General features: G+C 67.3%; 23 protein-coding genes. 14 read left to right on the forward strand and 9 right to left on the reverse strand.

From position 1 onward, the window contains the following. Positions 1–10: 10 nt before the first annotated feature. Entirely contained in the window at positions 11–754 is a 744-nt protein-coding gene (locus LYSCAS_RS07980) for a DNA-formamidopyrimidine glycosylase family protein (protein ID WP_213437427.1), read from the reverse strand. A gap of 77 nt (positions 755–831) precedes the next feature. On the opposite strand from LYSCAS_RS07980, the gene LYSCAS_RS07985 reads away from it, so the two are divergent. Continuing rightward, positions 832–1,725: a DMT family transporter gene (locus LYSCAS_RS07985; RefSeq protein ID WP_244858708.1), complete on the forward strand. Its 894-nt coding sequence runs from the start codon at positions 832–834 to the stop codon at positions 1,723–1,725. A 50-nt stretch (positions 1,726–1,775) separates the two neighbouring features. On the opposite strand, the gene LYSCAS_RS07990 is transcribed toward LYSCAS_RS07985, so the two are convergent. Both LYSCAS_RS07990 and LYSCAS_RS07995 read right to left on the reverse strand, forming a co-directional pair. Beyond that, the gene (locus tag LYSCAS_RS07990) at positions 1,776–2,417 is read right to left on the reverse strand and encodes an OmpW/AlkL family protein (protein WP_213437429.1); all 642 of its coding nucleotides are present in this window, start codon (positions 2,415–2,417) and stop codon (positions 1,776–1,778) included. Between the two features lie 198 nt (positions 2,418–2,615). Further along, positions 2,616–2,870 carry a hypothetical protein gene (locus LYSCAS_RS07995; protein WP_213437431.1) on the reverse strand — a complete coding sequence of 85 codons (255 nt, stop codon included), beginning with the start codon at positions 2,868–2,870 and terminating at the stop codon, positions 2,616–2,618. A gap of 179 nt (positions 2,871–3,049) precedes the next feature. Here LYSCAS_RS07995 and LYSCAS_RS08000 point away from each other — a divergent pair, with 179 nt between their 5' ends. The 12 genes from LYSCAS_RS08000 (at position 3,050) to LYSCAS_RS08055 (ending at position 14,644) form a co-directional block, all read left to right on the forward strand. Beyond that, on the forward strand, positions 3,050–3,814 hold the full coding sequence (locus LYSCAS_RS08000; RefSeq protein WP_213437712.1) for a DUF2884 family protein: 765 nt from the start codon (positions 3,050–3,052) through the stop codon (positions 3,812–3,814). 165 nt (positions 3,815–3,979) lie between these two features. Beyond that, positions 3,980–5,422: a dihydrolipoyllysine-residue acetyltransferase gene (locus LYSCAS_RS08005; RefSeq protein ID WP_213437432.1), complete on the forward strand. Its 1,443-nt coding sequence runs from the start codon at positions 3,980–3,982 to the stop codon at positions 5,420–5,422. A gap of 40 nt (positions 5,423–5,462) precedes the next feature. Further along, a complete protein-coding gene (gene lpdA / locus LYSCAS_RS08010; RefSeq protein ID WP_213437434.1) occupies positions 5,463–7,280 on the forward strand; it encodes a dihydrolipoyl dehydrogenase in 1,818 nt (605 codons plus the stop codon). A 291-nt stretch (positions 7,281–7,571) separates the two neighbouring features. Further along, on the forward strand, positions 7,572–7,940 hold the full coding sequence (locus LYSCAS_RS08015; protein WP_213437436.1) for an ATP synthase subunit I: 369 nt from the start codon (positions 7,572–7,574) through the stop codon (positions 7,938–7,940). Between the two features lie 10 nt (positions 7,941–7,950). After that, positions 7,951–8,778 (forward strand): F0F1 ATP synthase subunit A, encoded by an 828-nt coding sequence (gene atpB / locus LYSCAS_RS08020; protein WP_213437438.1) that lies wholly within the window; start codon positions 7,951–7,953, stop codon positions 8,776–8,778. A 79-nt stretch (positions 8,779–8,857) separates the two neighbouring features. After that, positions 8,858–9,127, forward strand: coding sequence for a F0F1 ATP synthase subunit C (gene atpE, locus LYSCAS_RS08025; protein WP_213437440.1), 270 nt, complete (start codon positions 8,858–8,860; stop codon positions 9,125–9,127). Positions 9,128–9,215: 88 nt separating this feature from the next. After that, positions 9,216–9,689 (forward strand): F0F1 ATP synthase subunit B, encoded by a 474-nt coding sequence (locus tag LYSCAS_RS08030; protein ID WP_213437442.1) that lies wholly within the window; start codon positions 9,216–9,218, stop codon positions 9,687–9,689. Between the two features lie 10 nt (positions 9,690–9,699). Then, positions 9,700–10,236, forward strand: a complete 537-nt coding sequence (locus LYSCAS_RS08035; RefSeq protein ID WP_213437444.1) for a F0F1 ATP synthase subunit delta — start codon at positions 9,700–9,702, stop codon at positions 10,234–10,236. Positions 10,237–10,285: 49 nt separating this feature from the next. Then, positions 10,286–11,836: a F0F1 ATP synthase subunit alpha gene (gene atpA, locus LYSCAS_RS08040; protein ID WP_213437445.1), complete on the forward strand. Its 1,551-nt coding sequence runs from the start codon at positions 10,286–10,288 to the stop codon at positions 11,834–11,836. A 29-nt stretch (positions 11,837–11,865) separates the two neighbouring features. Further along, positions 11,866–12,729 carry a F0F1 ATP synthase subunit gamma gene (gene atpG, locus LYSCAS_RS08045; RefSeq protein WP_213433336.1) on the forward strand — a complete coding sequence of 288 codons (864 nt, stop codon included), beginning with the start codon at positions 11,866–11,868 and terminating at the stop codon, positions 12,727–12,729. A gap of 51 nt (positions 12,730–12,780) precedes the next feature. Beyond that, positions 12,781–14,181, forward strand: coding sequence for a F0F1 ATP synthase subunit beta (gene atpD, locus LYSCAS_RS08050; RefSeq protein WP_213433337.1), 1,401 nt, complete (start codon positions 12,781–12,783; stop codon positions 14,179–14,181). A gap of 37 nt (positions 14,182–14,218) precedes the next feature. Further along, a complete protein-coding gene (locus LYSCAS_RS08055; protein WP_213433338.1) occupies positions 14,219–14,644 on the forward strand; it encodes a F0F1 ATP synthase subunit epsilon in 426 nt (141 codons plus the stop codon). A 62-nt stretch (positions 14,645–14,706) separates the two neighbouring features. On the opposite strand, the gene LYSCAS_RS08060 is transcribed toward LYSCAS_RS08055, so the two are convergent. Further along, a complete protein-coding gene (locus tag LYSCAS_RS08060) occupies positions 14,707–15,090 on the reverse strand; it encodes a GtrA family protein (protein ID WP_213433340.1) in 384 nt (127 codons plus the stop codon). Between the two features lie 95 nt (positions 15,091–15,185). Between LYSCAS_RS08060 and glmU the strand changes: the two genes are divergently transcribed. After that, positions 15,186–16,559, forward strand: a complete 1,374-nt coding sequence (glmU, locus tag LYSCAS_RS08065) for a bifunctional UDP-N-acetylglucosamine diphosphorylase/glucosamine-1-phosphate N-acetyltransferase GlmU (protein ID WP_213433342.1) — start codon at positions 15,186–15,188, stop codon at positions 16,557–16,559. 4 nt (positions 16,560–16,563) lie between these two features. On the opposite strand, the gene LYSCAS_RS08070 is transcribed toward glmU, so the two are convergent. The 5 genes from LYSCAS_RS08070 to LYSCAS_RS08090 all read right to left on the reverse strand — a co-directional run bounded on the left by LYSCAS_RS08070 (position 16,564) and on the right by LYSCAS_RS08090 (position 22,649). Beyond that, positions 16,564–17,823: a sensor histidine kinase gene (locus LYSCAS_RS08070; protein WP_213437714.1), complete on the reverse strand. Its 1,260-nt coding sequence runs from the start codon at positions 17,821–17,823 to the stop codon at positions 16,564–16,566. Positions 17,824–17,932: 109 nt separating this feature from the next. Next, positions 17,933–19,276 carry a sigma-54-dependent transcriptional regulator gene (locus tag LYSCAS_RS08075; RefSeq protein WP_213433344.1) on the reverse strand — a complete coding sequence of 448 codons (1,344 nt, stop codon included), beginning with the start codon at positions 19,274–19,276 and terminating at the stop codon, positions 17,933–17,935. Positions 19,277–19,359: 83 nt separating this feature from the next. After that, positions 19,360–20,589: an ABC transporter permease gene (locus tag LYSCAS_RS08080; protein WP_213433346.1), complete on the reverse strand. Its 1,230-nt coding sequence runs from the start codon at positions 20,587–20,589 to the stop codon at positions 19,360–19,362. 11 nt (positions 20,590–20,600) lie between these two features. Next, positions 20,601–21,920: an ABC transporter permease gene (locus tag LYSCAS_RS08085; RefSeq protein ID WP_213433348.1), complete on the reverse strand. Its 1,320-nt coding sequence runs from the start codon at positions 21,918–21,920 to the stop codon at positions 20,601–20,603. Positions 21,921–21,932: 12 nt separating this feature from the next. Then, positions 21,933–22,649, reverse strand: a complete 717-nt coding sequence (locus LYSCAS_RS08090) for an ABC transporter ATP-binding protein (protein WP_213433350.1) — start codon at positions 22,647–22,649, stop codon at positions 21,933–21,935. Positions 22,650–22,687 lie beyond the last annotated feature (38 nt).

Here is a 22,687-nt window from a genome sequence, read left to right on the forward strand (position 1 = left end):
GCCGCGCAGTCTAGCGATACAGGCGCTGGCACGTGTCGCACCAGAACGCGCGCCGGCGGGCGCGGCCGAGGTGCTTGCGGTAGCTCAGCGGCGTGCCGTCGCGCGGGCAGGTCTTCTTCGTGTGCACCTGGTAGTGCTTGCGCAGCACGAAGGCCTTCTTCCATTCGTAGAAGTCGAAGCTGTAGTCGCGCGCTTCCCGGATGAGTTCGCCGAGCTTGCGCGAGGGCAGGGCGCCGATCTCGCTCTCGGGGTGCACGCGGATGCGATGCAGCACTTCGTTCTTGATGATGTTGCCCACGCCGGCGAAGACGTCCTGGTCGAGCAGCGCGTCGGCGGCCAGCGTGTCCGGGCGCAGCGCGAGCTTGCGGCGTGCGGCGCGCGGGTTCCAGGCGTCGGCCATCACGTCGCCGCTCCAGTCGTATACGTCGTCGAGGTCGCCCTCGATGTACTTGCACGAACACGCGTAGAAGTTCAGCTCCCGCCCCTTGGCGAACCCGAGGCTCAGGCGCGGGTTGGCGTTCTCCTTGCGCTCGTCGATGCGGTAGCTGCCGAACAGCAGGAAGTGCACGCGCAGCGCGAAGCCCGGGAACACGAGCAGGAAATGCTTGCCCCAGCTGCACACGGCCAGCAGCGTCTTGCCTTGCATGCGCGCGATGTCGATGACGCGGGTGTTGCCTTCCACGCGCAGCACCTTTCGGCCGGCGAAGTCCGCGGCCTGCTCGCGCAGGATGACGATGGAGGGACCTTCGGGCATCGCCGCAGGCTGCCGATTCGCGCGTGGCGGCCGCGTGCAGGTGGCGGGCGGGGCGTCGATGCCGCAAGCTGTCGCGCATGGACGCGTCGCTCCCCCACGACACCCGCCGCCTGCGCGCGGTGGGCCTGATGCTCGCCGCCGTCGCGCTGTTCGCGGTGATGGACTCGATGCTCAAGCTGCTTTCGGCGCACTACCCGGCGTTCCAGGTGGCGACGCTGCGCGGTGCCTCGTCGTTGCCGCTGGTGCTGGCGTGGGCGGCGGCCACCACGGGCCTGCGCCCGTTGTTCCAGGTGCGCTGGTCGTTGCACCTGCTGCGCGGCGTGCTCGGCATCGCGATGATGGCGAGCTTCGTCTACGCGCTGCGCTCCCTGCCGTTGTCGACGGCGTATTCGATCTTCTTCGTCGCCCCATTGCTGATCACCGCGTTGTCCGTGCCGTTCCTCGGCGAACACGTCGGCCCGCGGCGCTGGACCGCGATCGCGATCGGCCTGGTCGGCGTGCTGGTGGTGTTGCGACCGACGGGCGAGGGCGTGTTGAGCATGGCCGGCGTGGCCGTGCTGTTCGCGGCGTTGTCGTACGCGGTGTCCGCGATCACCGTGCGCCTGCTGGCGAAGACCGACACCATCCAGGCCATGATGGTCTGGCTGCTCGCGCTGATGGCGCTCGGTGCAGGCGTGCTGGCGATTCCCGACTGGCAACCGGTGCAGCGCGAACACTGGCCGCTGATCGCGGGCCTGGGCGTGGCCGGTGCGCTGGGGCAGTACGCGATCACGCTCGCGTTCAAGTGGGGCGAGGCGTCGTTGATCGCGCCGCTGGAATACACCGCCCTCGTGTGGGGCGTCGCGCTGGATCTCGCGCTGTGGGGCGTGCTCCCGGACAAGGTCACGTGGATCGGCGCGGGCATCATCGTCGCTAGCGGCCTCTACCTGCTGCGACGCGAAGCGGTGCACGTGGAATCGGAGCATCCGTAAAAGAGAACGGGCCCGAAGGCCCGTTCCCGTGTCACTGCGTGTGCGGGCTTTTAGAAGCGCGCACCCACGCCCACGCCCACCACGATCGGATCCAGCTGCAACTGGCCCACCTTGGCGCCGTTGACCGTCACGTCCGAATCGCCCTTCATGTAACGCGCATCGGCACGCGCGAACCACGTGTCGGTGATGTTGAAGTCAGCACCCACGGTCGCGATCGCGCCCTTCGGCGTATCGAAGCCGACGTGCTGGCCGCCCGCGACGGTGGGGTCGAACGTCTCGCTGTCGATGTTCGCCTGGTAGTAGCCCAGGCCCACGAACGGACGGATCGGCTGCGCGGCGTTGCCGAAGTGGTACTGGCCGCTCACCGCGATGGGCTGCTGCTTGATGGTGCCGTGGCCGGTGGAAAGATTCACGTCGTGCGCGTACTTGTCGGGCGTGCCCCACAGTTCGACGCCGACGTTGTCGTTGACCATCCACGTACCGCTCAACGTCGCGGCGCCCTTGCCGTCGAGGTCGACGGCGCTGCCACCCACGTTGCCGGGGTTGGACTTCGGGATCATGTGCGAATAGCCGACCGTCGCGTTGAAGCGCTTCGGCGCGGTGGTGGTCGCATCCTGCGCGAAGGCGGCCGGTGCGATGGCAAGCGCCGCGGCGATGGCAAGGGTTCGGGTATTGAAGAAGTGGTGCTGCATTGCGTTCTCCTCGTAAGTGTTCTTTGGAGCCCCGGGGAGATGGGGCGGCGCCATCCTCGGGGACGGCGCATGAACACCAACGGGTGATGCGTGCAGCGTGTTGCGGATGCGGCGCGGATTTTCACCGCGCCATGAAGTGGATGACGCATCGTTCAGCGCGGGGCGCGTGCATGGACGCGCGCTTCACGCCGCTATCGATCACGCATCCTCGGGCGGAATGCCTTTCACCACGATCGTGTCGAACTGCACGTGGCGGAACGATGCCACGTGCGCGTGCACTTCGATCGCGGCCAGCTCGGCCACCGGCTGCATCGCGTTGGCGACGAGGGCGGTGTCTTCGCAGGCGATGTAGGCAGGCGCGTTCGCCGGGGCCGAATACGCACCGAATCCGCCGACGACCAGCAGGCTGACTGCCATCACGCCGCGCCACAGGACATGTTGGATGGAATACATGACGGCACCTCTGCGTGGCTGGGGGGTTGCCACGCCATGGAAGATGCGCCGATGCGACGCTTGGTTGCAGTGGTGGAAGTGACCATGACGAGAGTCATGCCACCCACCGGCACGTGCCGATCCGGCACGCGGGTTGCATGATGCGTCCCACGAAGGGAAAAGAGGTTGCACGGATGAAGATGCCCGGCACGAAGAAAGCGTTGTGCGTTGCAGCGGCCATTGGCCTGTCCGCCGCCAGCCTGGCGGCCAGCGCGAAGGATTTCGAGTGCAAGGTCGACAGCGACTACGACCTCAGCATCACCCCGAAGTCCGTCATCCTCACCCGCAACATCGGCACGCCGAAAGCGATCGTCATGCGCAACGGCCGCCTGTTCATCGATGACAAGTGGGTGACGCTCTCCAGCCAGGACAGCGCCCGCATCGCCGAATACGAGAAGCAGGCGCGCGCCACCATGCCGCTGGCGCAGGCCATCGGCCGCGATGCCGCCGATATCGCATTCACTACGCTGGGCGAAGTGGCCGCCGGCTTGAGCGCCACGCCGGACGAGACCCGCGCGCACCTCGCGAAGGCCCGCGCGCAGATCGACGTGCGCCTCGCGCGCTCGGTCACCGCAAATCGTTTCAACGGCAACGATCTCGGCAAGGGCATCGCCGACGCCATCGGCGAAGCGCTGCCGGTCGTCATCGGCGACATCGTGGGCGGCGCGATCGGCGCGGCCTTCAGCGGCGACACCGCGCGCATCGACCGGCTGAACTCGATCGACAAGGAGGTCGAGCGCCGCGTCGAACCGCGCGCCAAGCTGCTGGAAGCCCGCGCGGAACAGCTCTGCCGCCGCATGGAAGCACTCGACGAGATCGACGATGCGCTGGCCTTCCGCCTCCCCGGTGGCGATCGCCTGGACCTGCTGGACGCCAAGGTGGACATCCGCGAAGCCAAGCGCTGATCCCGAACCCCCCCGGCGCCGCCCCACGCGGCGCCTTCAACTCCCGTGCCCCCACGCGGGAGTTTTTTTTATGGGCGTGAAATCCTCGGCGTGAAGCACTGCGGTTGGCGCACCGCGCCTTGGCGGCCACAATAGCCGTCCTTTCTCCACCCCCGCGGAATCGCCATGGCCGACCCCAAGGAAGCGCGCGTCCCCGACATCGGCGGTTACGACGACGTCCCCGTGATCGAATTGCTCGTTGCCGTCGGCGACGTGGTGAAGCAGGACCAGGGCCTGGTCACGCTCGAATCGGACAAGGCGACGATGGAAGTGCCGGCGCCGTTCGCGGGCAAGATCGTCGAGCTGAAGGTCAAGGTGGGCGACAAGTTGTCGGAAGGCAGCGTGGTCGCGTTGATCGAACCGGCCGGTGAAGCGGCCGCGGATGCAAAGCCCGCCGCGGAAACGAAAGCCGCACCGGCCGCTGCGCCGACGCCGCCGGCATCGAAGCCCGCTGCCGAAACCGGCGAACGCGTCGAACCCGTGGCCGCTTCCACGCAACCCGACAACATCGCGAAGCAAAGCATCGCCGCCGCGCCGTCCACGACGATCGCGCGCGCCGCGCTCGACGACAAGCCCGGCATCGATGCCGAAGCGCTGCCGCCGCGTTCGCCGCCGGTGGCGTTCGATGCCGAAGGCCTGATGCCGGGCAAGGTGCCGTTCGCCAGTCCCGCGGTGCGGTTGTTCGCGCGCGAACTCGGCGTCGACTTGTTGCAACTGCAGGGCACGGGCCCGAACGGCCGCCTGCTCAAGGAAGACGTGCAGCAATACGTGAAGCGTGCGTTGGCCGGCGGTGGTGCACCGGCCGCGGGCGCTGCGCATGCCGGCGGTGGCTTGAACCTGCTGCCGTGGCCGCACGTGGACTTCTCGAAGTTCGGCGAGACCGAAGTCAAGCCGCTCACGCGCATCCAGAAGATCTCCGGCGCCAACCTCGCGCGCAACTGGGCGATGATCCCGCACGTCACGCAGCACGACGATGCGGACATCACGGACCTCGAAGCGCTGCGCGTCGCGCTCAACAAGGAAAACGAGAAGGCGGGCCTCAAGCTCACGATGCTCGCCTTCCTGATGAAGGCCAGCGTGTCCGCGCTGCAGAAGTACCCGAACTTCAACGCGTCGCTCGATGCGGCCGGCGAGAACCTCACGCTGAAGAAGTACTTCAACATCGGCTTCGCGGCCGATACGCCGAACGGCCTCGTGGTGCCCGTGGTGCGCGACGTCGACAAGAAGGGCGTGCTGCAGATCGCGAAGGAAACCAGCGAACTCGCCGCCAAGGCGCGCGACGGCAAGCTGGGCCCGGCGGAGATGAGCGGCGGGTGTTTCTCGATCAGCTCGCTGGGCGGCATCGGCGGCACCAGCTTCACGCCGATCGTCAACGCACCGGAGGTCGCGATCCTCGGCGTGTCGAAGTCCGCGATGAAGCCGGTGTGGGACGGCAAGCAGTTCGCGCCGCGCCTCATCCTCCCGCTGTCGCTGAGCTACGACCATCGCGTGATCGACGGCGCGGCGGCCGCGCGCTTCACGGCGTACCTGGCGCAACTGCTCGGCGACATGCGCCGCGCGATGTTGTGATCCATCGCCAGACCCCACTGCTGTTGAATAAGGAACGTTGATGGCCACCCGCACCGAAGTGAAGGTCCCCGACATCGGCGGTTACGACGACGTCCCCGTGATCGAATTGCTCGTTGCCGTCGGCGACGTGGTGAAGCAGGACCAAGGTTTGGTCACGCTCGAATCCGACAAGGCGACGATGGAAGTGCCCTCGTCGGTGGCGGGGAAGATCGTCGAGTTGAAGGTGAAGGTCGGCGACAAGCTGTCGGAAGGCAGCGTCGTGGCGATCGTGGAAGCGGAAGGCGCGAGCGAAGCGCCGGTGGCTGCGAAGGCCGACGCGCCCGCGAAGGCTGCGGCGCCCGCGCCCGCGAAGCCCGCACCCGCCGCCGCACCGCCGGTGACGCCGTCGCCTGCCGCGCCCACGCAACCCGCCGGCCCGGCACCCGCCGCCGCGTCGGGCCGCAAGGCCGACATCGAATGCGCGATGGTCGTGATCGGCGCGGGCCCCGGCGGTTACAACGCCGCGTTCCGCGCGGCCGACCTCGACATGGACACCGTGCTCGTCGAACGCTATGCCGCGCTCGGCGGCGTGTGCCTCAACGTGGGCTGCATTCCGTCGAAGGCGTTGCTGCATGCCGCGGCCGTGATCGACGAAGCGGCGCACGCGAAGGATTTCGGCATCGAATTCGGTGCGCCGAAAATCACGCTCGACACGCTGCGCAAGTACAAGGACAAAGTGGTCGGCCAGCTCACGAAGGGCCTGGCCGGCATGGCGAAGCAGCGCAAGGTGCGCACGGTGCAGGGCACGGCGAAATTCGTCTCGCCCAACGAACTGGAAATCACGGGCGAGGGCGGCACGCAGCTGCTGCGCTTCCAGCACTGCATCATCGCGGCCGGATCGCAGCCGGTGAAGCTGCCGGGCTTCGACTGGAACGACAAGCGCGTGATGGATTCCACCGACGCGCTGGAACTGGCGGAAATCCCGAAGACGCTGCTCGTCGTGGGCGGCGGCATCATCGGCCTGGAAATGGCGACGGTGTTCCGCGCGCTCGGCAGCGAAGTCACCGTCGTCGAATTGCTCGATCAACTGATGCCGGGCGCGGACCTGGATCTCGTCAAGCCGCTCGCCGCGCGCCTGAAGAAGCAGGGCGTCAACGTGCACCTCAAGACGAAGGTCACGGCGAGCGAGGCGAAGAAGGACGGCATCTCGGTCACGTTCGAAGGCGAGGGCAAGCCCGCGCGCACGACGTTCGACCGCGTGCTCGTCGCCGTGGGCCGCAGCGCGAACGGCAACAAGCTCGATGCGGCGAAGGCCGGCGTGCAGGTCACCGAGCGCGGCTTCATTCCCGTCGACAAGCAGATGCGCACGAACGTGCCGCACATCTTCGCGATCGGCGACCTCGTCGGTAACCCGATGCTCGCGCACAAGGCGTCGCACGAAGGGCGCCTGGCCGCGGAAGTCGCCAGCGGCATGAAGCGCGAGTGGGTCGCGCGCGTGATTCCGTCGGTGGCGTACACCGATCCGGAAATCGCGTGGGTCGGCGTCACCGAAGCGGAAGCCGCGGCGAAGGGCCTGCACGTGGGCACGGGCAAGTTCCCGTGGGCCGCGAGCGGGCGCGCGATCGGCATCGATCGCACCGAAGGTTTCACCAAGCTCGTGTTCGACGAGGCCACGCATCGCGTGATCGGCGGCGGCATCGTCGGCGTGCATGCAGGCGACCTCATCAGCGAAGTCGCGCTGGCGATCGAGATGGGCTGCGAAGCGGCGGACATCGGCGCGACCATCCATCCGCATCCGACGCTGAGCGAATCCGTCGGCATGGCGGCCGAGGTCTACGAAGGCACCGTCACCGACCTGTACGTGCCGAAGAAGAAGTAACCCCGGACAAGGCGAAGCCCCGACGCTTCGAGCGCCGGGGCTCCGGGAGCCTGCCGCGAGGACCGACGAGGAAGTAGCGACGGGCTCGACGGAAACTGACCGGGCCGGTGCCGAAAGGTTCAAGCCGCACCGGCCGCTTTCGCGCCCGGGGGCGCAATCCGCTACCTAACCCCATGTTTTCGCGCGGTTCCGGCGGTTGCCGGGGGTGCGGGCCGACCGCTATACTTTCGCGGCTTCGCGGAGCCGTTTGCTGTCCGCGGCATCTTCGCCACCTCCCCCGGATCCACGCGCGTGCTGAATTCCGTCGCCGCGGGCCGCCGGCTGGCGCAGCGTACGGCCGCCCTGCAAGGCGCCGTCACGCTCGCGACAGCGCTGGCCTGCCTGCTGTCCGGCCGCGAGGCCGCGCTCGGAGCCGGTGTCGGCGGTGCAGCGATGACCCTGGGCAGCCTCGTGGCGGCGCTGGGTGCGTTCGGCGGCGGCGTGTCCACCGCGGGGCTGGCGCTCGGTCGCCTCCTGGTGGGGATGGCCGCGAAGTGGGTCGTGGTGTTCGCCGGGTTGTTCCTGGCGATTGGCGTCTGGCACCTCCCGCCATTGGCGGTGCTGGCCGGCGCGGCATCCGCCGCGGTGGCCTTGCTGGTGGCAACGAAACTTTGGGCATAGAGGAAGCGGCGTGAGTCCTGAAAAGAGCAGCGGTGGCCTGACCGAATACATCGTCCATCACCTCACGCACAACGTGGTGCCGGTGAATGGCGACGGCTTCCATTTCGACTCGTGGCTCATCGCGCTGGCCGTGGGCCTGCTCGGCTGCTTCCTGCTGTGGTCGCAGGCGCGCAAGGCGACGTCGGGCGTGCCGTCCAAGGCGCAGGCGCTGGTCGAGATCGTCGTCGAGTTCGTCGACAGCCAGGTCAAGGACACCTTCCACGGCGATCGCCGCTTCATCGCGCCGCTCGCGCTCACCATCTTCGTCTGGGTGTTCTTCATGAACGCCATGGACCTGCTGCCGCTGGATCTCATCAGCGGCGCCGTCACGGCAACCGCCGGCCCCGAGGCCGCGCACCACTTCAAGTTCCGCATGGTCCCCACGGCCGACGTCAACACGACGTTCGCGCTGTCGATCACCGTGTTCTTCCTGATCATCTTCTATTCGATCAAGGCGAAGGGCGGCTGGGGCCTGACGAAGGAACTGTTCACCGCGCCGTTCCATGCGCACGGCACGATCGCGAAGATCGTCCTCGCGCTGCCCAACCTCTTCCTCAACCTCGTCGAATACCTGTCCAAGCCGGTGAGCCTGGGCATGCGACTGTTCGGCAACATGTACGCGGGCGAGCTCGTGTTCATGCTGATCTCGGGGTTGTTCCTGTCGTGGATCACCTTCCCGTTCGGCGTGGCGTTCAACACCGCCTGGGCGATCTTCCACATCCTGATCATCGCGCTGCAGGCCTTCATCTTCATGGTCCTGACCGTCGTGTACCTCGCGATGGCCCACGAGCACCACTGATTTCGCACCACGCTCCACTCGCAACACCACACCGCTTTCGCTTCAACCTTCCTCAAGTACTGTCATCCGGAGATCCACCATGGAATTCATCGCCAACGTCCAGGGCCTCACCGCCGTCGCCATCGGCATCATCGTCGGCCTGGGTGCCCTCGGCGCCGCCCTCGGCATCGGCATCATGGGTTCGAAGTTCCTCGAATCCGCCGCGCGCCAGCCGGAACTCGTCCCGATGCTCCAGGGCCGCATGTTCCTGCTCGCCGGCCTGATCGACGCGGCGTTCCTGATCGGCGTCGGCGTGGCGATGATGTTCGCGTTCGCCAACCCGCTGCTCGCGGCGCTGCAGCAGGGCTGATCCATCGCGCGGGCCTCGTGCCCGCGTCGATGTGCAACGGGTGTCGCGGCATCGTGCCGCGGCGCCTAAACGATTCGCAGGGCATGAAATGAATCCGACCTACACCACCTTGCTCGGCCAGATGTTCACGTTCGCGATCCTCATCTGGTTCACGGTCAAGTTCATCTGGCCGCCGATGATGAAGGCGATCGAAGACCGCCAGCAGAAGATCGCCGAAGGTCTCGCCGCCGCCGATCGCAGCCAGAAGGACCTTGCGCAGGCGCAGGACAAGGTCAACGAAGAGCTGAAGAAGGCACGCACGCAGGCCAACGAGATCATCGACCAGGCCCACGCGCGCGCCAACCAGATCGTCGACCAGGCGAAGAACGACGCGATCGCCGAAGCCGGCCGCCAGAAGGCGCTCGCCGACTCGGAGATCTCCGCCGCCGCCAACCGCGCGAAGGAAGACCTGCGCAAGCAGGTGTCCGCGCTCGCCGTCTCCGGCGCGGAAAAGCTGCTCAAGCGCGAAATCGACGCCAGTGCCCACAAGGCGCTGATCGACGACCTCGCCGCGCAGCTGTAAGGAACGCACGATGACCCAGGCCCTGACCCTCGCCCGTCCCTACGCCCGCGCAGCGTTCTCGCTCGCGCGCGATGGCGGTGCGCTCGCCGGCTGGTCCGACGCGCTCGGCTTCGCCGCGCGCGTGGCCGCCGATCCGCAGGTTGCCGCGTTGCTGGGCCACCCGGGCCTGACGACCGACGACGCGATCGGGCTGCTGCAGCCGGCGCAGTCCACGATCGACAACGACGCGTTCTCGCGCTTCATCGGCCTGCTGGCCGACAACCGCCGCCTGCCGTTGCTGCCGGAAATCGCCGGGCTGTTCGACGAACTGCGCTTCGAGGCCGAACGCGTCGTCAAGGCACGCATCACCTCGGCCACGGCACTGCCGGCCGCCGAGCTCGAAACCATCAAGGTCGCGCTGCGCAAGCGCTTCGGCCGCGAAGTGGATGTCGAGACCGCGGTCGACGCCGACCTGATCGGCGGCGCCGTCATCGACGCCGGCGACGTGGTCATCGACGGTTCGTTGCGCGGCCAGCTCGGCCGCCTGCAAGCCGCACTGTCCAACTAAGAATTCATTTGCTCAGCCCGCGGCAACGCGGGCAACCAGGGAAACCGACATGGCAACCACGCAGCTCAACCCGTCCGAAATCAGCGAACTGATCAAGACCCGCATCGAGAAGGTCAAGCTCGCTGCCGAAGCGCGCAACGAAGGCACCGTCACCTCGGTGTCCGACGGCATCGTGCGCATCCACGGCCTGGCCGACGTGATGCAGGGCGAAATGATCGAGCTGCCGAACGCCACGTTCGCGCTCGCCCTCAACCTCGAGCGCGACTCCGTCGGCGCCGTGGTCCTGGGTGACTACGAACACCTGCGCGAAGGCGACGTCGCCAAGACGACCGGCCGCATCCTCGAAGTGCCGACCGGCCCGGAGATGCTGGGCCGCGTGGTCAACGCGCTGGGCGAGCCGATCGACGGCAAGGGCCCGATCGACAACAAGACGTCCTCGCCGGTGGAAACCATCGCCCCGGGCGTGATCTGGCGCAAGTCGGTGTCGCAGCCGGTGCAGACGGGCTACAAGTCCATCGACGCCATGATCCCGATCGGCCGCGGCCAGCGCGAGCTGATCATCGGCGACCGCCAGACCGGCAAGACCGCGGTGGCGATCGACGCGATCATCAACCAGAAGCATTCCGGCGTGAAGTGCATCTACGTCGCGATCGGCCAGAAGAACTCCACCATCGCCAACATCGTGCGCAAGCTCGAAGAGTTCGGCGCGATGGCGTACACCACCGTCGTCGCCGCCTCGGCGTCCGAATCGGCCGCGATGCAGTACATCGCGCCGTACTCGGGCTGCACGATGGGCGAATACTTCCGCGACCGCGGTGAAGACGCGCTGATCGTGTACGACGACCTGTCGAAGCAGGCCGTGGCCTACCGCCAGATCTCGCTGCTGCTGCGCCGCCCGCCGGGCCGCGAAGCGTACCCGGGCGACGTGTTCTACCTGCACTCCCGCCTGCTCGAGCGCGCCGCGCGCGTGTCCGAGGAGTACGTGGAAAAGTTCACCAACGGCGCCGTCAAGGGCAAGACCGGTTCGCTCACCGCGCTGCCGATCATCGAAACCCAGGCCGGCGACGTGTCCGCGTTCGTGCCGACCAACGTGATCTCGATCACCGACGGCCAGATCTTCCTCGAGACCGACCTGTTCAACGCCGGCATCCGCCCGGCCGTGAACGCCGGCATCTCGGTGTCGCGCGTGGGTGGCGCGGCGCAGACCAAGATCATGAAGAAGCTCTCGGGCGGCATCCGCATCGCGCTCGCCCAGTACCGCGAGCTGGCTGCGTTCGCGCAGTTCGCCTCCGACCTGGACGACGCCACGCGCAAGCAGCTCGAGCGCGGCCAGCGCGTGACCGAACTGATGAAGCAGAAGCAGTACGCGCCGATGTCGGTGGCCGAGCAGTCGCTGTCGATCTACGCGGTCGACAAGGGCTACATGGACGACGTGGCGATCCACAAGATCGGTGCGTTCGAAGCCGCGCTGCACGCGCACTTCGCCAACACCCTCGGCGACACGCTGTCGCAGATCAACGCCTCGGGCGACTGGAACGACACGCTGGAAGCGTCGTTCAAGAAGGGCATCGAAGACTTCAAGTCGACGGGCACCTGGTAAGCGGTCGCACGTAGACGCAGGAGAGAGAGATGGCAGGCGGTCGCGAAATCAAAACCAAGATCAAGAGCGTGCAGAACACCCGCAAGGTGACGCGCGCGCTCGAAATGGTCTCGGCGTCCAAGATCCGCAAGGCGCAGGAACGCATGAAGGCCTCGCGCCCGTATGCGCGCGCGATGAAGCAGGTGATCGGCCATCTCGCCCAGGCGAACTCCGAGTACCGCCATCCGTACCTGGTGCAGCGCCCGAACGTGAAGCGCGTGGGCTACATCGTCGTCTCGTCCGACCGCGGCCTGGCCGGCGGCCTGAACAACAACCTGTTCCGCAAGTTGCTGGGCGAGTTCCGCCAGTGGCAGGACCAGGGCGTCGAGGTCGACGTGGTCACGATCGGCCAGAAGGCGTCGGTGTTCTTCCGTCGCCTCAAGGTCGGCATGCTGGCCTCGGTCACGCACCTGGGCGACCAGCCGCACGTCGAGCAGCTGGTGGGCGTCATCAAGGTGATGCTGGACCACTACACCGACGGTTCGGTCGACAAGGTGTTCCTGGCGTACAACGACTTCGTCAACACGATGACGCAGAAGGCGACGTTCGATGCGTTGCTGCCGCTGCAGGCGTCGGAGACGCAGGTCGCCAAGCACGACTGGGACTACCTGTACGAACCCGACGCCGAGACCGTGCTGGAGCACGTGCTCACGCGTTACATCGAATCGCTGGTGTACCAGGCGGTGCTCGAAAACGTGGCCTCCGAACATGCCGCGCGCATGGTCGCGATGAAGGCCGCGTCCGACAACGCCACCAAGCTGATCGGCACGCTGAACCTCGTCTACAACAAGGCGCGCCAGGCAGCGATCACGCAAGAGATTTCCGAAATCGTGGGCGGCGCCGCCGCGGTCTGATCCGCGCGCGCTTCCCGAGAGACATTACGAGTTACTACTGAGGCTTAGGCTATGAACCAGGGCAAGATCGTTCAGATCATCGGCGCGGTCGTCGACGTCGAATTCCCCCGCGAAAGCGTGCCGCGCGTGTACGACGCGCTGAAGGTGCAGAACACCGCGATCACGCTGGAAGTCCAGCAGCAGCTCGGCGACGGCATCGTGCGCACCATCGCGCTCGGTTCGACCGACGGCCTGAAGCGCAACCTGATCGCCGACAACACCGGCCGCGCCATCTCGGTGCCGGTCGGCGCCGGCACGCTGGGCCGCATCATGGACGTGCTCGGTTCGCCGATCGACGAAGCCGGCCCCGTGCAGGCGTCGGACCATTGGGAAATCCACCGCGCCGCCCCGTCGTATGAAGACCAGGCCGCGGCCAACGAGCTGCTGGAAACGGGCATCAAGGTCATCGACCTGATGTGCCCCTTCGCCAAGGGCGGCAAGGTCGGCCTGTTCGGCGGCGCCGGCGTCGGCAAGACCGTCAACATGATGGAACTGATCAACAACATCGCCAAGGCGCACGCGGGCCTGTCCGTGTTCGCCGGCGTGGGCGAGCGTACCCGCGAGGGCAACGACTTCTACCACGAGATGAAGGACTCCAACGTCCTCGACAAGGTGGCGATGGTGTACGGCCAGATGAACGAGCCGCCGGGCAACCGCCTGCGCGTCGCGCTCACCGGCCTGACGATGGCCGAGTACTTCCGCGACGAGAAGGACGCGTCGGGCAAGGGCAAGGACGTGCTGCTGTTCGTCGACAACATCTACCGCTACACGCTGGCCGGTACGGAAGTGTCGGCGCTGCTCGGCCGCATGCCGTCGGCGGTGGGCTACCAGCCCACGCTCGCCGAGGAAATGGGCGTGCTGCAGGAACGCATCACCTCCACCAAGACCGGTTCGATCACGTCCATCCAGGCCGTGTACGTCCCCGCGGACGACCTGACCGACCCGTCGCCGGCCACCACGTTCGCGCATCTCGACGCCACCGTCGTGCTGTCGCGCAACATCGCCTCGCTGGGCATCTACCCGGCGGTCGATCCGCTCGACTCCACCTCGCGCCAGCTCGATCCCAACGTGATCGGCAACGAACACTACGACACCGCGCGCCGCGTGCAGTCCACGCTCCAGAAGTACAAGGAGCTCAAGGACATCATCGCGATCCTCGGCATGGACGAACTGTCCGAAGAAGACAAGCAGGCCGTGTCGCGCGCCCGCAAGATCGAGCGCTTCTTCTCGCAGCCCTTCCACGTCGCCGAAGTGTTCACCGGTTCGCCGGGCAAGTACGTCCCGCTGAAGGACACGATCCGCGGCTTCAAGGCGATCGTGGACGGCGAGATGGACCACCTGCCGGAACAGGCGTTCTACATGGTCGGTGGCATCGAAGAAGCCGTCGAGAAGGCGAAGAAGATCGCCGCGTAAGCGACGGTCTTCCCTGTAACGAACGAAGGAACACCCGATGGCATCCACGATCCGCTGCGACATCGTCAGCGCCGAAGCCGAGATCTTCCACGGCGAAGCCGAACTGATCGTCGCCACCGGCGAGCTGGGCGAGCTCGGCATCGCGCCGAAGCACGCCCCGCTGATCACGCGCCTGAAGCCGGGCAAGGTCGTCGTGACCCTGCCGGGCGGCGAGAAGCTGGACTTCGCGATCTCCGGCGGCATCCTCGAGGTGCAGCCGCAGGTGGTGACGGTCCTGGCCGACACCGCGATCCGCGCGACGGACATCGACGAAGCCGCCGTGCGCACCGCGAAGGAAGAAGCCGAACGCATCCTCGCCCGCCGCGGCGAACCGATGGAACTCGCCGAGGCGCAGCAGCGCCTGGTGGAAGCCACGGTGCAGATGCAGGCGCTGGAGCGGTTGCGCAAGACGCTCAAGCACTGATCGCACGCTGCATGCGACATCGAACGACGCCGGCCTCGCGCCGGCGTTTTTCGTTTGCGCGGTTACTTCTTGTAGACCCAGTGCCGCGAGAGCAGGAACCCCACCACTCCCAGCACGCCCTCGACCGCCGGCTTTGCCAGCTGCGCCCACTTCAAGCCCAGGTGGTCGTCGATCACGCCCATGGAGAGCGTGCTGACCGTCGTCGTGCCGATCCACATCACGATGAAGCGCACCAGCTGCGTGCGGCCGACCTCGGTCTCGTCGCCGGCGAAGGTGAGCTTGCCATTGAGCCAGTAGCCGAGCATCGCGCCGGCCACGCGGCCGAGGATGTTGGCCAGTTCCACCGCCATGCCCCAGTTGCTCAGGAGCACCATCACGCCCCAGTCGACGAGCCATTGGAGCCCGCCGATCAACAGGTAGTGGCGTGCGTGTCGACCCAGGGTCATCGGGCACCGCGTGATGGGAAGGCGACGCATCCTAGCAGCGCGCGCCGCTAGAATCCGGCAACGCGACCGCCATGCCCCAAGGACCTGCACGCCCGATGAGCGCTCCCCTGCACGTTGTCATCCTCGCTGCCGGCGAAGGCAAGCGCATGAAATCGAGCCTGCCCAAGGTGCTGCAGAAGATCGGCGGCAAGCCGATGCTCGCGCAGGTGATCGCCACCGCGCGCAGCCTGTCGCCCGCCGGCGTGCACGTGGTGTACGGGCATCGCGGCGACCAGGTGCTCAAGGTCTTCGCCGACCAGCCGGACCTCGTGTGGGCCGAACAGGCGCAGCAACTCGGCACCGCGCACGCGGTGCAGCAGGCGATGGCCAACGTGCCCGATGGTGCGCACGTCCTCGTGCTGTACGCCGACGTGCCGCTGATCACCGCGCAGACCTTGCGTCGCCTGCTCGAAGCGCCGGGGCGCCTGTCCGTGCTCGCCGCCGAACTCCCCGATCCCGCCGGCTACGGCCGCATCCTGCGCGACGCCGAAGGCCGCGTCGCCTCGATCATCGAACACAAGGACGCCGACGACGACCAGCGTGCGATCCGCCTGGTCAACACCGGCGTCATCGCCGCCGAATCCACCGCGCTCAAGCGCTGGCTGGCGCGCGTGTCCAACGACAACGCGCAGGGCGAGTACTACCTCACCGATGTGTTCCGCGAAGCCGCGCAGGAATTCAGCGCCGCGGAAATCGTGATTGCCACCGACCCGCTGGAAACCGAAGGCGCCAACGATCCCTGGCAGCTCGCCCAGCTCGAACGCGCGTTCCAGTTGCGCCAGGTGCGCGCGCTGTGCGTGGAAGGCGCGCGGTTCGCCGACCCGGCGCGCGTGGACATCCGCGGCGAGGTGTACGTGGGCCAGGATGTCGAGATCGATGTCGACGTGGTGTTCGAAGGCCGCGTGATGCTGGGCGACGGCGTGCGCATCGGCCCGTTCTGCCGCATCAAGGACGTCGTGCTGGCCTCGGGCACCGAAGTGCGCGCGCATTGCGACCTCGACGGCGCGCGCACGGAAGGCGCGGTCACCATCGGCCCGTTCGCGCGCCTGCGCCCCGGCACCGTGCTGGCCGACGGCGTGCACGTGGGCAACTTCGTCGAGACCAAGAACGCGAAGCTCGGCGTCGGCAGCAAGGCCAATCATCTGACCTACCTCGGCGATGCGGTCGTCGGCAGCGCGGTGAACATCGGCGCCGGCACGATCACCTGCAACTACGACGGCGTGAACAAGTCGACGACCACGATCGAGGACGGCGCCTTCATCGGATCCAACAGCGCGCTCGTCGCGCCGGTGACGATCGGCAAGGACGCGACGATCGGTGCGGGCTCCGTGATCACCAAGCGCGCCCCCGACGGCAAGCTGACGATCGCGCGCGGCAAGCAGGAAACGATCGAGGCGTGGCAGCGGCCGGTGAAGAAGCCGAAGGACTGACGCGTCAGACCGCGTCGGGCAACACCATCGCCACGCACAGGCCGCCGCCGTCGCGATTCAACAGCGCGATGCGGCCGCCATGCGCTTCCGCGATCTCGCGTGCAAGCGCGAGGCCCAGCCCGGTACCGTGGCGCTTCGTCGAATAGAACGGCAACAACGCATTCGCGAGCACCGCTTCGTTCATGCCGGTGCCGCGATCGAGCACTTCGATGCGCCACGAGCCCGGAAGGTGCTTCAGCCCCAGCACCACTTCACGCGGGGACGATCCTGATTCGTGCGCGTTCTTGAGCAGGTTGAGCAGGCACTGCTCCAGCTGCGCCGCATCGAAGCGGCCGATGCCCGCTTCGGCCGGGCCGTCGTACACGAATTCCACCTGCGAACGCAGCTGCGCGACGAAGCGCTTCCAGTCCACGGCTTCCAGGCGCGGCGCCGGCAACTTGGCGAACCGTGCGTAGTCGCGGATGAAGCCTTCGAGATGCCGTGCGCGATCCTCGATCGTGGCCAGTGCATTCGGCAGCCGTTCCAGCTGGCCGCGCTTGAGCAGTTCCGCGCCGGAATGCGCGAGCGAGGCGATCGGCGCCAGCGAGTTGTTCAACTCGTGGCTGATGACGCGGATGACCTTCTTCCACGTCTGCACTTCCTGGCGCCGCAATTCCGCGGTGAGCTGGCGCAGCAGGATGAGTTCGTGCTTGCGGCCGTTCAACCGGAACGCGCGGCGCGCGAGGTGGTAGATCTCTTCGCTGTCGTCCTCGCCGACGGTGAACATGCCGTCACCGCCGCGCTGCAAGGCTTCGCGCAAGGCCTCCGGCGAGCGCGCCAGCAGGTCTTCGAACGACTGGCCTTCGAGCTTGCGTCCTTCGCCCAGCAACTTCCGCGCGGCGAGGTTGGCGTGGACGATGCGGCGATGCGGGTCGACCAGCATCATGGCCACCGGCGTGTGCTGCACCATCGTGTCGAGCAGCAGCTCGCGCTGCACGAGCGCCAGGCGCTGGTCGCGCAACGCATCGCCGAGGTGGTTGTGCGCGGCGACCAGCTCCTCCAGGTCCACCGAGCCCTTCCACGACAGGCCGAACCCGAAGTCGCCGTCGCGATAACTGGCGACGGTGCCGCTCAGCGCGCGGAACAACGCATGCATCGGCCCGAACGCGCGCCGCACGTGGTACCAGAGCACCGGCAGCAACACGAGCGCAGCCAGCGCGATCGCCTGCCACGGATTGTCGAGCACCGTGAGGAACCACAACGCCAGCGATGCGGCCGCGACCATGTACGCGGCGGCGAGCACCGTCACCGTGGTCGCCAACGGCAGGCGCCGCGCCCAGCCCCGGTGTTCACGCAGGTGCGTGACCGGTTTGCTGGCCGCGGGGCGCGCGTCGTCAGTCACGCTTGATCCCGAGGCGGTCGAGCCTGCGGTACAGCGCCTGCCGCGACATGCCGAGTTCTGCGGCCGCCTGCGCGAGCACGCCGTTCGCGCGATCCAGCGCCGATTCGATCGCGGCGCGGTCGGGTTCGTCGGCGGCGGCGACATTGTTGGTCGAATCCGCCGGCACCGGCAGGCCGAGTTCGTTCGCGGTGATCTCGTCGCCGCGCGCCAGCAACGCCGCGCGTTGCAGCGTGTTGCGCAATTCGCGCACGTTGCCCGGCCACGCATGCGCGAGCAACGCACGCTCCGCACCGTCGCCCAGGCGCTTGCCCTGCGGCAGGAAATGGCGCGCGAGCGGCAGGATGTCGTCGGGCCGCTGCGCGAGCGGGAGCAGTTTCAGTTCGATCGCATTGAGGCGGTAGAACAGGTCTTCGCGGAATTGCCCGGCGGCGATGCACGCCGGCAGGTCCGCGTTGGTCGCGCTGACCACGCGCACTTTGACTTCGCGCTCGCGGTTGCTGCCCAAGCGCTGGAAGCGGCCGGTCTCCAGCACGCGCAGCAACTTCACTTGCCCTGCGAGCGGCAGCGTGCCGATCTCGTCGAGGAACAGCGTGCCGCCGTCGGCGGCTTCGAACTTGCCTTCGCGCGCCTTGTTCGCACCGGTATAGGCGCCGGCTTCGGCACCGAACAATTCCGCTTCGATCAGCTCGCCCGGCAACGCGCCGCAGTTCACCGCGACGAAGGGGCCGTTCCGCACGGCGGAGTTGGCGTGGATGATCTCGGCGTACTTTTCCTTGCCGGTGCCGTTCGGTCCGCTGACCAGCACGGGAAGATCGGAACGCGCGACCTGGCACGCCAGCGTCAGCAACGCTTCGCTTGCCGCGTCGGCGAACACGAGACCGCGCAGGTCGTACTCGCGCAGCAACGCATCGCGACGCCGGCGTTCGCCACGCTTGTGGCGTTGCAGTTCGTCGCGCGTCTGCGCGAGTTCCAGCAGGTTGTTGACCGTGGCCAGCAGCTTGCGGTCGTCCCACGGCTTGGCCAGGTAATCGGCGGCGCCGGCCTTCACCAGGTCGACCGCGGATTCCAGGTGCGTCCACGCGGTGAGCAGGATGACCGGCAAGTCCGGATGGCGCTCGCGGATCGCGCTGAACAACGCCACGCCTTCCTCGCCCGACGTCGTGTCGGCGTGGAAGTTCATGTCCTGCACGACGAGGTCGATGGCTTCGCGCGCGAGCAGCGCCAGGCCGTCGTCCGGCGTGGTGACCGACCGCGTGTCCAGGTCGTGCAGCGAGAACAGCGTTTCGAGCGCCGTGGCGACCGCGGGGTTGTCGTCGATGACGAGGATCGTGGGCATGTGCGAAGCGTACAGGCTGGGCGATCGTGAAAGGACTGCGCCGCCCGGAGGCGGCGCAGGAGACACCCCGTGGGGGAGGTGTGTCAGACGGAACGCGTGGCCACGGCCGGCGGCACCGCGGCGGCGCGCCGCGCGGGACCGAACACCGACACCTGGCCCAGCAGCCACAGCACCACCGCGCCGATCGGCAGGTACAGGATCGGCAGGCGCGGCAGTTCGTACTTGCCCATCAGCATCTGGTTGATGCCGAAGGCCAGGACCATGCCGAGCACGATGCCGAGCGTGGCGAGCAGGAAGTTCTCGGTCTGGAAGTAGCGCAGGATCTGGCCCTTCGTCGCGCCCAGCGCGCGCCGCACGCCGATCTGCCGCGTGCGCTGCTGCACCCAGAAGCTGGCCAGGCCCACGATGCCGAGCGCGGTGACGATCAGCAGCGCCACGATCACCGCCGACAGCATCCACGCCATCGAACGATCGCCGCGGAAGAAATCGGAACGCATCTCTTCCATCGTCTGCTTCTCGGTGACCAGGCGGTTGTTGGCGTTGCCGAGCAACGTCTTTTCCGCCGCGGCGAGCGTGGCCTGGCGCTGGCCCGGATCGTCCACGCGGAGCACGTAGTTGCCGCCGACCGTGTAGGGCACGCGCACCGGCAACAGCTGCGCGTATTCGAACTCGCCGAAACCGCCGTTGTTGTTGGGGCGCACCATGTGCTCGATGATCCCGACCACGCGCGTGGGTTCGTCGCCCCAGCTGTAGTACTGCTTGCCGATCGGGTTTTCGCCGGGCCACAGCTTGTCGGCCGTCGCGCGCGTCAGGATCGCCACGTGCGGCTGGACCTTGCTGTTCGGCTTGTCCATGTCCTCCCACGTCACGACGTCTTCGGGCGTGAAGTTGCGGCCGGCGACGATCTTCAGGCCCATCGTGCCGACGAACTGCACGTCGCCCATGTAGACGGTGGCGTTGAGGTTCTGGTGCGTCTGTTCCTTCGTCAGGTTGACGCTGCTGTTCCAGGAACTGTTGTTGAAGGGCACCTGGTTGGTCACCGTGGCGTCCTTGACGCCGGGCAGCGCGCGCAGGGCCGCCAGGTCGCTCTGCGTGAGCGCGCCGGCGTTGTCGTTCGTGCCGATGCCACCGGCCTGCACGCGCACGATGTGCGTCTCGTCGAAGCCGCTGGTGCGGTTGATCGCCTCCAGGCGTTGGCTGATCAGGAACAACGCGTTGCAGATGATCGCGCAGCTCAGGGCGATCTCCAGCACGATGAGGGAGGCCGCGGTCTTGTGCCGGCGGAGCGTGGAAAGGATGGGGCGGAGTTCCATGGCGGGCTCCCTTACTGCGACTTGAGTTGGACGGCGGGCGTCACCTGGCACGCATGCCAGGCGGGCACGAGCCCGGCGAGCACGCTGGCGATGACGGCCAGCGCGAACGTAGCGAGGAACATGGTCGGATCCAGGTGCGCGAGGTCCGCGTAACCGACCGGCTGCTGGCGCACGGCCCACAGGCCGAGCATCGCAAGGCCCAGGCCCAGCACGCCGCCGGCAAGACCGACCGTGCCGGCTTCCACCAGGCACTGCGCGAAGATCGCGCGGCGCGAGGCACCGAGCGCGCGACGCACGCCGATTTCACCGGAGCGACGCAGGAACTTGGCGAGCAGCAGGCCGACCGTGTTGAGCAGGCACACCGCAAGGAAGCCGAAGGCGAGCCACACCTGCAGGCGCACGTCGCTCGGGACGACATTCCTGAAGTCCAGCCACTCCATCACGTTGCGCAGGCGCACGTTGGTCGGACGCGCGTAGCGGCCCGCGGCGTGCTGGTTGTCGGAATAGTTGGTGAGGTAGCGCTTGTACGCCTCGGCCTTTTCCGGCGTGTCCAGCTGCACCCAGTACTGCATCCAGGTGCACGGTGCGTTGACGCCGGTTTCGCCTTCCGGATCGTCCTCGCCATCCTTGTGGTCGTCCCAGCAGTCCATCGAACCGTTGCGGCCCATCTTGAGGTCGCGCGACGTGGTGAAGGGCAGGTAGATCTGTTCGGCTTCGCCGTAGCGATCGGAGTTGAGGTCGTAGAACTTCGGCTTCGGGCGGAAGTCCTCCATCACGCCGACGACGCGGAAGTCGGTGCCGTCCATGCGCAGGGTCTTGCCAACCGCCTGCACGGTGCCGTACAGCTTTTCGGCGAGCTTGCGCGTGATCACCGCCACGCGGTCGTGCGCGTCGTCCTGCGCCTTGTTCCAGCCGCTGCCGGCGAGGAAGGGCGGCTCGAACATCGGGAAGAAGTCCGCCGAGGTGTAGCGCGCATCGAGCGCGAAGGGTTCCAGGCCCGCGCGCTCGGGTTGCACGGCCACGCCGCCGCCGGTCATCAGCGCCTGGCGATCGCCCTTGGCTTCGCGCAGCAGCTGTTCGGCGTCGTAGCGCGTCACCTGGTCGTCGGGTTCCTCGCCCGGGGTGTAGCCGTCCATGCTTTGCGGATCCAGCTGCGGGATGAAGAGCTTCGCGCTCTTCTGCGGGATCGGATCGCCCGACAGCACGTGGAAGACGGTGAGCGTGGTCATGCTGGCGCCGATGCCCAGCGCGATCGCCAGCACCATCAGCGCGGTGAGCACGCGATTGCGCCGGAAACTGCGCAACGCGAGGTCGAAGTAGTAGGCGAACATGGCGTTGCCTCCTCAGGATTCGGCGAGCGAGGCCGCGGCCACGCGGATCAGGCTCGGTTCGACCGACAGGTCGGTGGCCATGCCGTCGACGATGTGCACGTTGCGCTGCGCGCGCGCGGCCAGTTCCGGATCGTGCGTGACCATCACGATCGTGGTGCCGGCGGCGTTGATTTCCTCGAGCAGCTCGAGCACGCCGCGCGCCATCTGCGAATCCAGGTTGCCCGTGGGTTCGTCGGCGAGCAGCAGGCGCGGCGTGCCGGCGAGCGCACGCGCGATGGCCGCGCGCTGCTGCTGGCCGCCCGAGAGTTCGGCGGGGAAGTGCTTCATGCGCGACCCCAGGCCCACGCGGCCCAGCGCATCTTCGATGCGCTTCTTGCGCTCGGCGGCGTTCATGCCGCGGTAGCGCAGCGGGACGTCGACGTTGTCGAACAGGTTGAGGTCGGGGATGAGGTTGAAGCTCTGGAAGATGAAGCCGATCTTCTGGTTGCGCAGCTTGGAGCGCGCGTCGTCCGACAGGCCGCTCACGTCTTCGCCATCCAGGTGGTATTCGCCGCCGGTGAAGGATTCCAGCAGGCCGGCGATGTTGAGGAACGTCGTCTTGCCCGAGCCCGAGGGGCCGGTGACGGCGACGAACTCGCCTTCGCGCACATGCAGGTCGAGCGAACGCAGCGCGTGGGTTTCGACGAGTTCGGTGCGGTAGACCTTGGTGACCTGGCGCATGTCGAGCATGACGGTGTTCCTTCTGACGGATTCGGATTTGGTGGAAG

The organism is Noviluteimonas caseinilytica (assembly GCF_018406605.1).
GTDB lineage: Bacteria > Pseudomonadota > Gammaproteobacteria > Xanthomonadales > Xanthomonadaceae > Noviluteimonas > Noviluteimonas caseinilytica.

Coding starts and splice junctions, on each gene's coding strand:
- atpG (WP_213433336.1), top strand. CDS start 11,866: ATGGCAGGCGGTCGCGAAATCAAAACCAAGATCAAGAGCGTGCAGAAC.
- LYSCAS_RS08060 (WP_213433340.1), bottom strand. CDS start 15,090: ATGACCCTGGGTCGACACGCACGCCACTACCTGTTGATCGGCGGGCTC.
- atpA (WP_213437445.1), top strand. CDS start 10,286: ATGGCAACCACGCAGCTCAACCCGTCCGAAATCAGCGAACTGATCAAG.
- atpD (WP_213433337.1), top strand. CDS start 12,781: ATGAACCAGGGCAAGATCGTTCAGATCATCGGCGCGGTCGTCGACGTC.
- glmU (WP_213433342.1), top strand. CDS start 15,186: ATGAGCGCTCCCCTGCACGTTGTCATCCTCGCTGCCGGCGAAGGCAAG.
- LYSCAS_RS07985 (WP_244858708.1), top strand. CDS start 832: ATGGACGCGTCGCTCCCCCACGACACCCGCCGCCTGCGCGCGGTGGGC.
- LYSCAS_RS07980 (WP_213437427.1), bottom strand. CDS start 754: ATGCCCGAAGGTCCCTCCATCGTCATCCTGCGCGAGCAGGCCGCGGAC.
- lpdA (WP_213437434.1), top strand. CDS start 5,463: ATGGCCACCCGCACCGAAGTGAAGGTCCCCGACATCGGCGGTTACGAC.
- LYSCAS_RS08000 (WP_213437712.1), top strand. CDS start 3,050: ATGCCCGGCACGAAGAAAGCGTTGTGCGTTGCAGCGGCCATTGGCCTG.
- LYSCAS_RS08070 (WP_213437714.1), bottom strand. CDS start 17,823: ATGGTCGCGGCCGCATCGCTGGCGTTGTGGTTCCTCACGGTGCTCGAC.
- LYSCAS_RS08075 (WP_213433344.1), bottom strand. CDS start 19,276: ATGCCCACGATCCTCGTCATCGACGACAACCCCGCGGTCGCCACGGCG.
- LYSCAS_RS07995 (WP_213437431.1), bottom strand. CDS start 2,870: ATGTATTCCATCCAACATGTCCTGTGGCGCGGCGTGATGGCAGTCAGC.
- LYSCAS_RS08035 (WP_213437444.1), top strand. CDS start 9,700: ATGACCCAGGCCCTGACCCTCGCCCGTCCCTACGCCCGCGCAGCGTTC.
- LYSCAS_RS08055 (WP_213433338.1), top strand. CDS start 14,219: ATGGCATCCACGATCCGCTGCGACATCGTCAGCGCCGAAGCCGAGATC.
- LYSCAS_RS08080 (WP_213433346.1), bottom strand. CDS start 20,589: ATGGAACTCCGCCCCATCCTTTCCACGCTCCGCCGGCACAAGACCGCG.
- LYSCAS_RS08090 (WP_213433350.1), bottom strand. CDS start 22,649: ATGCTCGACATGCGCCAGGTCACCAAGGTCTACCGCACCGAACTCGTC.
- LYSCAS_RS08085 (WP_213433348.1), bottom strand. CDS start 21,920: ATGTTCGCCTACTACTTCGACCTCGCGTTGCGCAGTTTCCGGCGCAAT.
- LYSCAS_RS07990 (WP_213437429.1), bottom strand. CDS start 2,417: ATGCAGCACCACTTCTTCAATACCCGAACCCTTGCCATCGCCGCGGCG.
- LYSCAS_RS08030 (WP_213437442.1), top strand. CDS start 9,216: ATGAATCCGACCTACACCACCTTGCTCGGCCAGATGTTCACGTTCGCG.
- LYSCAS_RS08005 (WP_213437432.1), top strand. CDS start 3,980: ATGGCCGACCCCAAGGAAGCGCGCGTCCCCGACATCGGCGGTTACGAC.
- atpE (WP_213437440.1), top strand. CDS start 8,858: ATGGAATTCATCGCCAACGTCCAGGGCCTCACCGCCGTCGCCATCGGC.